Raw genomic sequence first — 12,439 nt, forward strand, 5'->3', positions numbered from 1 at the left:
TTCGGGCAAGCGTGACCGGCGAGATCGTAATGGAAAATGTCGAGGTTTCCGAGGATGCGCTGTTACCCGGCGTTCAGGGCCTTAAAGGGCCGTTTGGATGTTTAAATCGGGCCCGCTATGGCATTGGCTGGGGTGTAATGGGCGCGGCGGAGGCCTGCTGGCATGCGGCGCGTCAATACGGCCTCGATCGGAAACAGTTCGACCGCCCCTTGGCGCAAACGCAGCTCTTCCAGAAGAAACTGGCCGATATGCAAACCGAGATTACCCTTGGCCTGCAGGCCGTTTTGCGTGTGGGAAGGTTGATGGATATGGGCCGTGCGGCGCCGGAAATGATCAGCCTGCTCAAGCGAAACAACTGTGGCAAAGCGCTCGACATCGCGCGCATGGCGCGTGACATGCATGGCGGCAACGGCATTTCCGATAGCTTCCCCGTCATGCGTCACATGGTGAACCTCGAAACTGTCAATACCTACGAGGGAACACACGATGTCCATGCGCTGATCCTTGGCCGGGCACAGACAGGGTTGCAGGCCTTTTTCTGAAGTATACCCTGCTCAATCGAATTCATCAGGTCAGACGAACACGTTATGCTTTGCAAACGCTACTTCGTCTGACCATAAGTAGAGCTGAACAAGATCAAAGGGAGCGCGTTCTAGGCAAATAGTTTGCTGGTCAACACCATATGCTGGTCCGACAGCAGCGGTTGCGCACCCCCGCAACCAAATCCCCCATGTAATACATACGACGAGCGGGCATTGACCGGCGTCTTTTGCCTTCCTCAATCAAGATCTTGGGGCGCGCGACATATGTCTCGTCACCTGCTGCATCACAGTGCAGACACCTTAATGTAGGGCGGGTTCTGGACATGGTCCATTTCACACATCGCTACTTACGGTGACACGGCGCGTTGTCGTGTGTGCGCGGTCCAGTTCCGGGTGCAGCTCAAGACCGAGGCCGGCGCCGGGGGGCACCGTTATTTGGCCGTTGATGACTTCGGGCAAGGCGGTGACCAGATCTCGATACCATGTGCGGTAAAAGGCGCGGACGCTTTCTTGGATCAGGGCGTTTGGTGCGTTCAGCGATAGATGGGTCGATGCGGTCAATACCACGGGGCCGGTGCAATCATGCGGCGCAACGGGCAGATGCCATGCTTCAGCCATAGAGGCGATCTTGCGTGCCTCCGACAAGCCGCCGCACCAACTGAGGTCCAGCATGATCACGCCCGCGACGCCCGTTTCCAGCAGATCACGAAACCCCCACCGCGTGGATAATGTTTCCGAGGCGCAAATGGGCGCGACGGATGCCTCTGCGTAACGCCGCAGGCTCGACAGACTGTCCATCCGGATGGGATCTTCGTGCCAATAGGTGTTGAAGGGTTCGAGCGCCCGCGCGATGTGCATTGCCGGCAAAAGCTGCCATAGCGAATGAAACTCCACCATGATGTCCATGCGGTCACCGACGGCATTTCGGATTTTCTCGAATGGCCGCAGCGCGGTCTTCAGATCCTCGGATGAAATGCTGTGCCCCCGCGTTTTCTCGGCGGCAATGTCAAAGGGCCAGATCTTCATCGCGGTAATGCCATCATCCAACAAGGAGAGGGCCAATTCATCGGCGCGATGAAGAAAACCGTTGAGGTCGTCGTAGTCATGCGTTTGCGCATCGCGACCCCAGTTGCCGACCTTCTGCCCTTCGGCGGTCTTGATATAATCGAGCCCGGCGCAGGTGTTGTATGTTCGGATGGATGGTCGGGTGAAACCACCCAAAAGCTGTGCAATGGGCTGACCAGTGGCTTTACCGAAGATATCCCAAAGCGCGATGTCGAAGGCGGAATTGCCCCGCGTTTCCGCACCGGCGGATCGTATGCCCAGATAGCCGACAAGATCAGCTGCCAATGCGTCAATCTGTAATGGATCACGCCCGATCACGCGGGGGGCGATCCATTCGTGGATGTGCGCCTCGACGGTCATGGCCCCGAAAAAGGTCTCGCCCAGCCCCGTGATACCCTCATCCGTGTGAACCTGAATCCAAAGAAGATTGGGTCGTTCCGAAATGCGGATCGTTTCGATTGCGGTGATTTTCATCCTGTGCCTGCCTTTTCCCTGCTCAGACAACTGTCCCCACTGGCCTTTAATCCGAAGAATCCAGCCGCAAACCGACGCGCCTCGCGCCACCTACGAGATGGGCGCGCATCGCGGTGCGGGCAGCGCTGGGATCTTTCGCGGCGATAGCATCGTGGATCGCGGCATGTTCGCGGCGCGTTTGCTCATGCAGCCGATCAAGCGGAACGCCGGCACGCGCCGTCAGAATGACATGGGCGATCCGGTCGGAAATTACCGTCAAGAATTGAACGAAATAGGGGTTTTGGGTCGCCTCGGCCAAAACGCGGTGAAACTCCAGATCTGCGGTGACGGATGCGTCGGCGGTGAGATCGGATGCCTCAAACAACGCCATCGATGCCGTCAGCCGGGTCATGTCCACCGCACGGCGGTGTTGCGCAGCCAAACCGGCGGCTTCGATCTCGAGTGGTGCGCGCAGCTGGTAGAGATGCGCGAAGGCATGCCTATCCATATCTTGCGCCTTATCCAGTCGAATGGGTCGCGCTGACGGGTCGGCCACGAAGGCACCCGCGCCCTGCCGGGTATGCACCAGCCCTTCGTTGCGCAGCTGCGCAATCGCCTCGCGGATGACCGTACGACTGACACCGAAATCGCGCGACAGCTGTGCCTCGGTCGGCAAACGTGATCCAGCAACGAGCCCATCGGCCTCGATCTGTGCCAGAAGATGCGCCGCAATCCGCGTCGAAAGCTGCGTGTTGCGGTCGAATGCGGGGGGCGGGCCGCTCATGAAGCGGGCTGATCGGTGAAGGAGATCTGGCAATTCGGGTTCATCACAAGGCCCGGGTCGATCGCGCGCTTGATATTCTCCAAGATGGCCCGTTTCGGTTGCGAAAGCTCTTTCTCGAAATCCTCCCGCTTGAGCCGCCCGATCCCATGTTCCGCGCTGATCGAACCTCCAAACCGATATAACACATCGTGGATGACCTTTTTGGCCTGTCCAATCTGTTCTTCGGCGTCGCGCCCGACGGCGGGAAGGACGTTCAGATGGACGTTGCCATCGCCCACATGCCCGTATGACACGCAAACCGCACCGGGCAGGGCAGCAGTCACCGCGGCTTCGGCCTCAGCGACGAAATCGGCCATCGCCGACAAGGGCACCGACAGATCAGTGCGCAGATGCCGCCCGCGCTTGGCTTGGCCGTCATTCATGCCTTCGCGCACGCTCCACAAGGTCTTGGCCTGTGCTTGCGACTGGGCGACGACACCATCGCGCACCAAGCCCTCGACAAAGGCCAATTCGATAAACCGCTCCATCAATGTGGCCACATCCACCAAACCCGAGCCGGACAATTCCATCAGCACATAGGCTGGCGCCGTTTCGTCCATCGCCGTGGCGAGATCCGGCATCGCCTCGCGTGCCAGTGTGAAGGCAAGCGGTGGCATGAATTCGAACGCTGACAATAAATCACAGCATTGCCGGCGCGCGTGACGGAACAGTGTGATCGCGTCTTCCAAACGGTCCAGCGCCACAAGCGCCGTCACATTCTGTTCGGGCAGCGGCGAAAGCTTGAGCGTCGCTGCCGTGATCACGCCCAATGTACCCTCGGCCCCGATAAAAAGCTGCTTTAGGTCGATGCCCCGGTTATCCTTGCGCAGGCGTGACAGCAGGTCGAGGATCTGCCCATCGGGCAAAACCACCTCTAGCCCCAGCACCAGATCCCGCGTCATGCCATAACGCAGCACATTCACACCGCCTGCATTGGTCGACAAATTACCACCAAGCTGGCAACTGCCCTGCGCGCCCAAGGCCAGTGGAAAGAACAAACCGGCATCTGCCAATTGATCCTTGATGGACTGCAAAACGGCACCGGCTTCCACTTCGGCGGTGAAATCATCAGCGTCGATCCGGCGGATGCGGTTCATTCGTTCGAGGCTGAGCACAAGCTGTCTTGCGGGGGCATCAGGCACCGCGCCCAAGGCAAGGCCCGTTCGCCCGCCCTGTGGCACAACGCCCAGCCCCAAACTCGCGGCCGCGCGCAGACATGCGGCGACCTGTTCCCTGTCGCGCGGCCGTAGCACCGCGATGGCCCCGGTTTGCACATCGCCGTGCCAATCGCGGCAATAGGCGTCGATCTCGGGGCCGGTCAGCAAAAGGTCTTGGGCCATTTCGGGGCCAAGCGCTGCGCAAAGCTCAATAAGCGTCGGATCGTGGTCCATCTTTTGGGCGCTCGTCGTCATGCGGGCGAGATGTGCAAAATACTGTCACTTGCATGTCTCATATGTCTGGTTATCATACAAATTCTTGGCCACACAAGGGTTAAGCAAAGCGCAAACGCGGGGAGAGGGTGATGCATGTTCTGATGACGGGTGCCGCCGGGATGATAGGGCGGAAATTGACAGCCAAATTGGTTGCCGAGGGTGCGGTTTCAAACAAGACTATTACCCGCATGACACTGGCCGATGTCGTCGCACCGCCCAAGCCCAGCGGTTTCGATGGCACCGTGTCGTGCATCGTGGCCGATCTCGAAGATCCAAATACCGCGACACAGTTGATTGCAACGCGCCCCGATGTCGTTTTTCATCTTGCTGCGATCGTCTCGGGCGAGGCCGAGCAAGATTTCGAAAAAGGCTACCGCATCAACCTTGATGCCACCCGGGCCTTGCTCGAGGCTATTCGCATCGCCCACCAGACCGAGGGGTATTTTCCGCGCGTTGTCTTTGCCTCTTCTATCGCGGTCGTGGGTGCGCCATTTCCCCATCCGATCCCGGATGATTTCCACACGACACCACTGACAAGCTACGGCACACAAAAAGCGATTTGCGAATTGCTTTTGTCCGACTACTCGCGGCGGGGCTTTCTGGATGCAATCGGCATCCGTTTGCCGACGATCTGCATCCGCCCCGGCGCCCCGAACAAGGCGGCATCAGGCTTTTTCTCGAATATCTTGCGGGAACCGCTTGTCGGGCAACCGGCCGTCTTGCCGGTGCCGGACACAATCCGGCATTGGCATGCATCGCCCCGGTCGGCGGTCGGGTTCATGATGCGTGCGGCGTCAATGGATTTGTCGCCTTTGGGGGCGCGGCGCAACCTGTCGATGCCCGGGCTGAGCGCCACGGTCGCCGAACAGATCGAAGCCCTGCGCCGGGTCGCGGGAGAAAAAGCAGTGGGGCTGATCCGGCGCGAACCCAACGACATGATCACCCGCATGTGCGAAGGATGGCCGACCGGCTTCGATGCCAGCCGCGCCAGCGCCTTGGGGTTTTCAGCTGAAACTAGCTTTGACGACATCATTCGCGTCCACATCGAAGATGAATTGGCAGGGCAGGTATGACAATGCAGATCGCTTTTCTCGGCACCGGCTTGATGGGCGCACCGATGGTGCGTCGCTTGCTTGGTGCCGGATTGCCCACCTGCGTTTGGAACCGCGATCTGGCCAAGGCGAAGGCGCTAGTGGTCGACGGCGCAAGCCTCGCCCATAGCCCCGCGCTGGCCGTGTCCGAGGCGCGGGTTGTCTTTACCATGTTGTCAGATGGGCCTGCCGTTTCGGATGTGCTTTTCGCGCAAGGCGTGGCAGAGGCCTTGGCCCCCGGTGCTGTGGTTGTCGATACGTCCTCGATTTCACCCGATCATGCCCGCGATCATGCCGCGCGATTGGCTGAAAAGGGCGTAGTTTATATCGACAGCCCCGTTTCCGGCGGCGTCGCCGGTGCCCAAGCCGGGACGTTGGCCCTGATGGCGGGCGGCCCGGCCGAGATCATCGCTGATCTTGCGCCTGTTTTCGCCCCCTTGGGGCGCGTGACACATGTGGGTCCATCGGGCGCGGGACAGGTGTGCAAGCTAGCCAATCAGCAGATCGTTGCCATCACGATCGCGGCACTGGCCGAGGCCATGATCCTTGTTGATGCCGGAGGTGCTGATCGCGAGCAGTTTCGTCAGGCCATTCGCGGCGGCTTTGCCGAGAGCCGCATTCTCGATCTGCATGGTGCGCGCATGATCGCGCGCGACTTCATGCCGGGTGGCCCTTCCAGCCTGCATCTCAAGGATCTTAATTCGGTGATTGATCTGGCCCGCACACATGGGCTGAGCTTGCCGCAGACGGAAACGGTGCATCAGGCGTTCGCCGATTTCGTGGCCAATGGAAATGGCAACGTCGATCACAGCGGTTTGCTGTTGCATCTCGAGGACGTCAACGACCACCTGAAACGCGGCTGATCCAAGACCCTTTCCCGATGCGAACTGTGCAGGGCGGCAACGCTCCCTGCACGCCTGATTATGACCTCAGCCCATTCAGGAAACGACATCACCCTGACGAGCGCGCGCCCTCATCACGCGCGGTGGATCTGTCAAACAGGCGCACAAAAGGGCCGATCGCTTTCGCGGCGCTTGCCGCATGGTTCCGAAAATGAGCTATTGCCGGGACGCCAAGCGCGCCCCGGCTGCTGCCCTGACGGGCCAAGATTGCGTTGCTTGCCTATTGCGGTTCAGTGGTTGTCGCGCGGCAGGTCGTGGCGGATGCGCTGATAGCTGGTCGCAAGTTCGAGGCAGCCACCATCGGCCAATTGCCCGACATTGTTGCGATAAATCTCCTGCCACGGTGTCTGGTTGTGCAAGGTCGGCGGGGTCCAAGCCGCACGGCGGGCTGCCCACTCAGCGGCATCGACCAGCGCATCCATGCGACAGGCATTCAGATCCAGCCGGACGCGGTCGCCCGTCTTGAGCAGCGCAAGCCCGCCACCCACGACGGCCTCTGGCGACGCGTTGAGAATCGAGGGGCTTTCCGACGTTCCCGATTGGCGACCATCACCGACTGTAGGCATATGGTTGACACCCGCACGGATCAGCGCGTCGGGTGGCTGCATATTCACCACCTCGGCCGAGCCCGGATACCCAACACAACCGACGTTGCGGATAAACAAGATTGTCTCGGTGTCGATCCCCAGAGTTTCGTCATTGATCCGGTCGTGATAGTCCTCCGGACCCTCAAAAACCACCGCGCGGGCCTCAAAAACGCCCTCCTGACCGGGTGTCGACAGGAATCTGGCCCGGAAATCCTGCGATATCACCGAAGTCTTCATCAAGGCGCTTTCGAAAAGATTTCCCGACAGTACCAAGAAGCCGGCCTTTTGGCGCAACGGATCGGACACGGGGCGGATCACATCCTTGTCGCGGCTTTCCCATCCGGCGAGGTTCTCGGCCATGCTCGCCCCGGTGGCGGTGACTACATCCTTGTGCAGCAATCCGGCCTTGAGCAACTCACCCATCACTGCAGGCACACCGCCGGCGCGAAAAAAGCTTTCGCCCAAATAGATGCCAGCAGGCTGCATGTTGACCAAGAGCGGAATGTCAAAACCGTGCCGCTGCCAGTCAGTCACATCAAGCTCGACACCCGCATGGCGTGCGATGGCTTGCAAATGCGGTGGCGCGTTGGTTGATCCACCGATCGCGGAATTCACGATAATCGCGTTCTCAAAGGCTTGGCGCGTCAAGATATCCGAAGGCTTCAGATCCTCTTCCACCATGGCAACGATGCGACGCCCGGTTTCGTAGGCCATATTCATGCGTTCGCGGAAGGGGGCCGGAATGGCCGAACACCCGGATAGGGTCATGCCCAAGGCTTCGGCCATCGCATTCATCGTGCTGGCCGTTCCCATCGTGTTGCAATGGCCAAGGCTGGGCGCGCTGGCACAGACACGCTCCATGAATTCCTCATAGGCGATCTTGCCCTCGCTCAGCAGGCGGCGGCTTTCCCAGACGATCGTACCTGATCCGGCGCGTTTTCCCTGCCACCAGCCATCCAGCATCGGCCCACCATTCAACGCGATCGCGGGCAAATCAACAGTCGCCGCTCCCATCAACATGGCCGGGGTGGTCTTGTCACAGCCCGTCGTCAGCACAACGCCATCAATCGGATAGCCATGCAAAACCTCGACCAAGGACAGATAGGCAAGGTTTCGATCCAGCGCGGCGGTCGGCCGTTTGCCGGTTTCCTGGATCGGATGCACCGGGAATTCCATTGGGACGCCGCCCGCATCCCGGATGCCGGCCTTGATCCGGTCCATCAAGAACACGTGGATCTTGTTGCAAGGAGCCAAATCGCTGCCGGTCTGCGCGATGCCGATCACTGGCCGCTCACCTTGCAATTCACCGCGCGTGTATTCTTGGTTGAGGTAGCGCTCGATATAGAGCGCCGTCATTCCCGGATTGTTGGGATTGTCGAACCATTCCTGAGAGCGGTATTTCCGGCGTGCGCGGGTATCGGTCATGGCTGTCCTATTGGGCTAGCGTTGCGAATATTGTCAGGGTCGTCACAGGGCGATCATCCGCTGTGTGCTTTGGCGTGGCATCAATTGATAGCCGGCATCCACATTGCGGGGGTGATCGGGCAGATTTTCCAGCTGGGCCAGGATCATTTGAACCGCCTGCAAACCGGTCTGATATCGATGCGTGCGCACCGATGTGAGCGTGGGCACCGAACATGCCGCGACATCAAGATCGTTGAAGCCGACGATCCCCATCCGTGCCGGTACCGAAATTCCGCGACGTTGGCATTCGAATAATGCGCCCAGCGCCACATCGTCATTGTTGCAAAAGACCGCATCGACATCGGGACATTGCGCCAAAAGGTCGGACATCAGCTGTCCGCCCATAGAATAGGATGTCGGCTGGGGCGATGTCATGATGAGGCGCGCATCATCGTTCAGCCCAGCGGCGGACACGACATCGCGATAGCCCGCAAGTCGCCGCTGGGCGCGCGGGTCCATGAGCGCGCCCAAAAATCCGATGCGGCGATATCCCTGTTCGATCAGATGGCGCACCGCAGCGCGGCCCGCATCGCGCTGATCGCAGCCGATGATCATGTCGATCGGGTCCGGGCTGGTTTCCATCACCTGCACGACAGGGCAACCCATCTGCTGAAGTACCTGTCGCGCGCGATCGGACTGATCTATCCCCGAGACGATCACACCCGCGGGGCGCTGTGTCGCGAAGATGCGCAGCAACTCCTCTTCTCCGGTAAGCTGATAGCGGGTGTTGACGAATTGCGGGGTATATCCGCTGTTCTCCAGCCCATCCATCACGCCGCGCACCAGATCCGCGAAGATCTGGTTGGTCAGCGAAGGGATCACCACACCCAAGATCCGTGAACGCGCCGAAGCCAGTGCTTGGGCGGCCGGATTGGGCACGTAACCAAGGGTTGCCACGGCCTTTTGCACCTTGCTGAGAGTCGCGGGGGATACCAGTTCGGGGCTCCGCATTGCGCGTGAAACAGTTACAACGCTAACATTAGCCGATGCGGCAACATCTGAAAGTTTAACCGCTTGTTTTTTATAACTATTCGCAGGCATAGATGCTTGATGCATGGGCTCATTTGAATTTCAGATTTGACAATGATATACGTTTTCATTTACCCAACTGCAATAGAATTGTCAGATCGCACAAGGTCGCGACGGAACAACGACAGGGGGGATGCACGTGCTGGCACGCTTGGAGGCGGTGTTCGTACGTTTGGCTGAATTGGCTCTTGTCGGCCTTTTGGCGGGCATGACCATCATGGTCTTCGGCAATGTTGTATTGCGTTACAGCTTCAACAGCGGCTGGAATTTTTCCGAGGAAATGTCGCGCTACTTCTTCGTCTGGCTAACCTTCATCGGCTCGATACTCGCCTTCCGCGAACACAACCATGTCGGGGTGGAAACCTTCGTGCGCATGCTCGGGCCTGTAGGGCGGCGTATCTGCATTGGCTTGACCAATCTCGTGATCTTGATCTGCGCCACGGTGTTGTTTTGGGGCACATGGCTACAGCACGACATCAACGCCAGCATGACCGCCCCGGTTGTGGGTCTGTCGATGATCTGGGTTTACGGAATCACCTATGTGACGGGAGGGGCAATGGCCCTGATCGCATTTGTCCGTCTCATCCGGGCCCTCGTCGGCCGCGTCTCACCAACGGAAATGGCCCGCTTCACGGGTGAATTCGACATGACGGACCGACACTGATGGTTCTGTTGATTTTCCTCGGCACGCTTTTTCTGGGATTGGCCATCGGCATCCCCGTGGCCTATGCCCTGATGCTGTGCGCCGTGGTCTTGATGTCGTGGATGGGGCTGTTCAACCCTCAGATCATCAGCCAGCAAATGGTTACCGGCGCGAATTCATTCACGCTGCTGGCCATTCCCTTCTTCTTGTTGGCCGGCGAATTGATGAATGCGGGCGGTCTTTCCAAGCGGATCGTCAATTTCGCGGTCGCATGCGTCGGGCACATCCGCGGCGGACTGGGGATCGTGGCGGTGATTGCCGCTGTCGTCATGGCCTCCTTATCCGGCTCGGCCGCCGCGGATTCAGCAGCTTTGGCGGCGATCTTGATCCCGATGATGCGCGAGGCAGGCTATAACGTGCCGCGCGCGGCGGGCTTGATGGCGGCGGGCGGCGTGATCGCCCCGGTCATTCCGCCATCCATCGCCTTCATCATTTTCGGTGTTGCGGCGAATGTGTCGATCACTGCGCTGTTCATGGGAGGGATCGTCCCCGGCCTGATGATGGCGATTTCCTTGATCGTTGCTTGGTTGATCGTGGCGCGGCGCGAAAACGTAAAGCCTTTGCCAAAATGCAGCGGGAAAGAGCGATTGCTGGCGACGGTCAAGGCCGGCTGGGCCTTGGTGATGCCGGTTATCATTCTTGGTGGCATACGCTTTGGTATCTTCACGCCAACCGAAGCCGCGGTAATCGCAGCGGTCTATGCGCTTTTCGTCGGCATGTTCATCTATCGGGAACTCAAGATTTCCGATCTTTATCATGTCCTTCTGAACGCGGCAAAAACCACTTCGATCGTCTTGTTCCTCGTCGCGGCTGCACTTGTGACATCTTGGCTGATCACGCGCGCCAATATTCCTGCTGAAATCACGCGTTTCCTTGCGCCGGTTATCGAAAATCCCAAGCTTCTGATGCTGGTGATCGTCCTTTTGGTGCTTGTTGTGGGCACAGTCCTCGATCTTGCGCCGACCATTCTGATCTTGGTGCCGGTGCTGATGCCGGTCATCCACGCAGCCGGGATCGATCCGGTCTATTTTGGGATAATTTTCGTGATGACCACCTGTGTGGGCTTGTTGACCCCGCCGGTCGGAGTTGTGCTGAATGTCGTCAGCGGCGTCGCACGCGTGCCACTAGGCCAGGTGATTTGGGGCGTCTTGCCCTTCTTGGCGGCCCAAGTTTGCGTCCTGTTCGTGCTGATCGCATTTCCCGAAATTGTGCTGGTGCCGCTGCAATGGCTGCGCTGAGAACAATATCGTGTTTTCACCATGGGAGGAGAAAAACCATGAAAACCGTAGCAAAGATGACCCTCACGACCATTCTTGCAGCTGGACTAGGCATGCCTGCGCTGGCTGATATCAGCACACGAACAATCACGCTCTCCAACGGCGTTGCAGAAACCCATCCTGTCGGCAACGGCGTTGCAGCGATGAGTGCCTGTATTCAGGAGAAATCCGGCGGTGCGTGGACGGTGAACGCATTTTGGTCGTCGGCATTGGGCGATGACCTGACAGCGACACAGGCACTTCGCTCGGGCACGCAGGAAATGGTCATCACCTCGTCCTCGCCGCTTGTCGGGATCGAGCCCGCGCTTGGCGTTTTCGATCTGCCCTTCCTGTTCGCCAATGCCGAAGAGGCGGATGCGATTCTCGACGGCGGTTTTGGCGATTTCATGAACGAAAAGCTCGAGGCCGCCGGCCTTGTGAACCTCGCCTATTGGGAAAACGGGTTCCGCAACCTCACGAACTCGGTCCGTCCGGTGCAATCGCTGGAGGATTTCGCAGGGCTGCGCGTGCGCGTGATGCAGAACAACATCTTCCTGGACACCTTCCAGGCACTCGGCACCAATGCAACGCCGATGGCATTCGGCGAGGTGTTCACCGCTCTTGAAACGCGTGCGATCGACGCCCAGGAAAACCCCTATGTCACGATCGACACCTCGAAATTCTACGAGGTTCAGGGCTACCTTTCGGCCACTCAGCACGCCTATACGCCGTTCCTGGCCCTGTTCTCGGGGCCCATCTTCAACAGCTATTCCGATGTCGAACAGCAAATGCTGCGCGATTGTGCGGCTGTCGGGCGTGATGAGCAGCGCAGCGTCAGCCGCGCTTTGTCGGGCGTATCACTGGCAAATGTTCAGGCGGCCGGGATGCAGTTCAGCGAGATCAGCACCGCTGAAATGGAGCGTATCCGCGAAGCTGTTCAAGGCGTCTATGCCAAACATGCACCCACCATCGGAACCGATGTGGTCGAACGCATGCAGAGCGAGCTGAACACATTGCGCGGTAACTGAGTTGCACCGCGACTGCGGACGTATCATCGTCCGCAGTCGCTCTTTTTCCTCCGGACAGGATAT

Annotated in this window: 11 protein-coding genes; 6 read left to right on the forward strand and 5 right to left on the reverse strand. The window is 59.1% G+C overall.

The features are described from left to right. Positions 1–542 (forward strand): acyl-CoA dehydrogenase family protein (locus ACTG4J_RS02445; protein WP_439136908.1); only part of this gene is annotated, 542 nt, incomplete at its 5' end. Positions 543–875: 333 nt separating this feature from the next. Here the strand turns inward: ACTG4J_RS02445 and ACTG4J_RS02450 are convergent. From ACTG4J_RS02450 to ACTG4J_RS02460, 3 genes are read right to left on the reverse strand one after another with little or no spacing between them, the layout of a single operon-like run. Then, entirely contained in the window at positions 876–2,081 is a 1,206-nt protein-coding gene (locus tag ACTG4J_RS02450) for a mandelate racemase/muconate lactonizing enzyme family protein (RefSeq protein ID WP_439136909.1), read from the reverse strand. 46 nt (positions 2,082–2,127) lie between these two features. Continuing rightward, on the reverse strand, positions 2,128–2,844 hold the full coding sequence (locus ACTG4J_RS02455) for a FadR/GntR family transcriptional regulator (RefSeq protein WP_439136910.1): 717 nt from the start codon (positions 2,842–2,844) through the stop codon (positions 2,128–2,130). Further along, a complete protein-coding gene (locus tag ACTG4J_RS02460; protein ID WP_439136911.1) occupies positions 2,841–4,295 on the reverse strand; it encodes an FAD-binding oxidoreductase in 1,455 nt (484 codons plus the stop codon). The genes ACTG4J_RS02455 and ACTG4J_RS02460 overlap by 4 nt, the downstream gene beginning before the upstream one ends. A 122-nt stretch (positions 4,296–4,417) precedes the next feature. On the opposite strand from ACTG4J_RS02460, the gene denD reads away from it, so the two are divergent. Together denD and ACTG4J_RS02470 are read left to right on the forward strand one after the other, a co-directional pair. After that, positions 4,418–5,389, forward strand: a complete 972-nt coding sequence (denD, locus tag ACTG4J_RS02465) for a D-erythronate dehydrogenase (protein WP_439136968.1) — start codon at positions 4,418–4,420, stop codon at positions 5,387–5,389. Further along, positions 5,386–6,270, forward strand: a complete 885-nt coding sequence (locus ACTG4J_RS02470; RefSeq protein ID WP_439136912.1) for an NAD(P)-dependent oxidoreductase — start codon at positions 5,386–5,388, stop codon at positions 6,268–6,270. The genes denD and ACTG4J_RS02470 overlap by 4 nt, the downstream gene beginning before the upstream one ends. A 269-nt stretch (positions 6,271–6,539) precedes the next feature. On the opposite strand, the gene ACTG4J_RS02475 is transcribed toward ACTG4J_RS02470, so the two are convergent. Both ACTG4J_RS02475 and ACTG4J_RS02480 read right to left on the reverse strand, forming a co-directional pair. Then, complete coding sequence (locus ACTG4J_RS02475) at positions 6,540–8,321, reverse strand: IlvD/Edd family dehydratase (protein WP_439136913.1); 1,782 nt, start codon at positions 8,319–8,321, stop codon at positions 6,540–6,542. A 42-nt stretch (positions 8,322–8,363) separates the two neighbouring features. Beyond that, on the reverse strand, positions 8,364–9,416 hold the full coding sequence (locus ACTG4J_RS02480) for a LacI family DNA-binding transcriptional regulator (RefSeq protein ID WP_439136914.1): 1,053 nt from the start codon (positions 9,414–9,416) through the stop codon (positions 8,364–8,366). Between the two features lie 133 nt (positions 9,417–9,549). Between ACTG4J_RS02480 and ACTG4J_RS02485 the strand changes: the two genes are divergently transcribed. The 3 genes from ACTG4J_RS02485 to ACTG4J_RS02495 are packed head-to-tail and all read left to right on the forward strand — an operon-like array spanning position 9,550 to position 12,376. Beyond that, positions 9,550–10,053, forward strand: coding sequence for a TRAP transporter small permease (locus ACTG4J_RS02485; protein WP_439136969.1), 504 nt, complete (start codon positions 9,550–9,552; stop codon positions 10,051–10,053). Then, positions 10,053–11,330: a TRAP transporter large permease gene (locus ACTG4J_RS02490; protein WP_439136915.1), complete on the forward strand. Its 1,278-nt coding sequence runs from the start codon at positions 10,053–10,055 to the stop codon at positions 11,328–11,330. Before ACTG4J_RS02485 ends, ACTG4J_RS02490 begins: the two co-directional genes overlap by 1 nt. A 38-nt stretch (positions 11,331–11,368) precedes the next feature. After that, positions 11,369–12,376: a TRAP transporter substrate-binding protein gene (locus ACTG4J_RS02495; protein WP_439136916.1), complete on the forward strand. Its 1,008-nt coding sequence runs from the start codon at positions 11,369–11,371 to the stop codon at positions 12,374–12,376. Positions 12,377–12,439: the final 63 nt, after the last annotated feature.

This window comes from Roseicyclus sp., from assembly GCF_965662675.1.
In the GTDB taxonomy this organism is placed as follows: domain Bacteria; phylum Pseudomonadota; class Alphaproteobacteria; order Rhodobacterales; family Rhodobacteraceae; genus Roseicyclus.

Coding starts and splice junctions, on each gene's coding strand:
- ACTG4J_RS02480 (WP_439136914.1), bottom strand. CDS start 9,416: ATGCATCAAGCATCTATGCCTGCGAATAGTTATAAAAAACAAGCGGTT.
- ACTG4J_RS02470 (WP_439136912.1), top strand. CDS start 5,386: ATGACAATGCAGATCGCTTTTCTCGGCACCGGCTTGATGGGCGCACCG.
- ACTG4J_RS02455 (WP_439136910.1), bottom strand. CDS start 2,844: ATGAGCGGCCCGCCCCCCGCATTCGACCGCAACACGCAGCTTTCGACG.
- ACTG4J_RS02495 (WP_439136916.1), top strand. CDS start 11,369: ATGAAAACCGTAGCAAAGATGACCCTCACGACCATTCTTGCAGCTGGA.
- denD (WP_439136968.1), top strand. CDS start 4,418: ATGACGGGTGCCGCCGGGATGATAGGGCGGAAATTGACAGCCAAATTG.
- ACTG4J_RS02460 (WP_439136911.1), bottom strand. CDS start 4,295: ATGACGACGAGCGCCCAAAAGATGGACCACGATCCGACGCTTATTGAG.
- ACTG4J_RS02475 (WP_439136913.1), bottom strand. CDS start 8,321: ATGACCGATACCCGCGCACGCCGGAAATACCGCTCTCAGGAATGGTTC.
- ACTG4J_RS02490 (WP_439136915.1), top strand. CDS start 10,053: ATGGTTCTGTTGATTTTCCTCGGCACGCTTTTTCTGGGATTGGCCATC.
- ACTG4J_RS02450 (WP_439136909.1), bottom strand. CDS start 2,081: ATGAAAATCACCGCAATCGAAACGATCCGCATTTCGGAACGACCCAAT.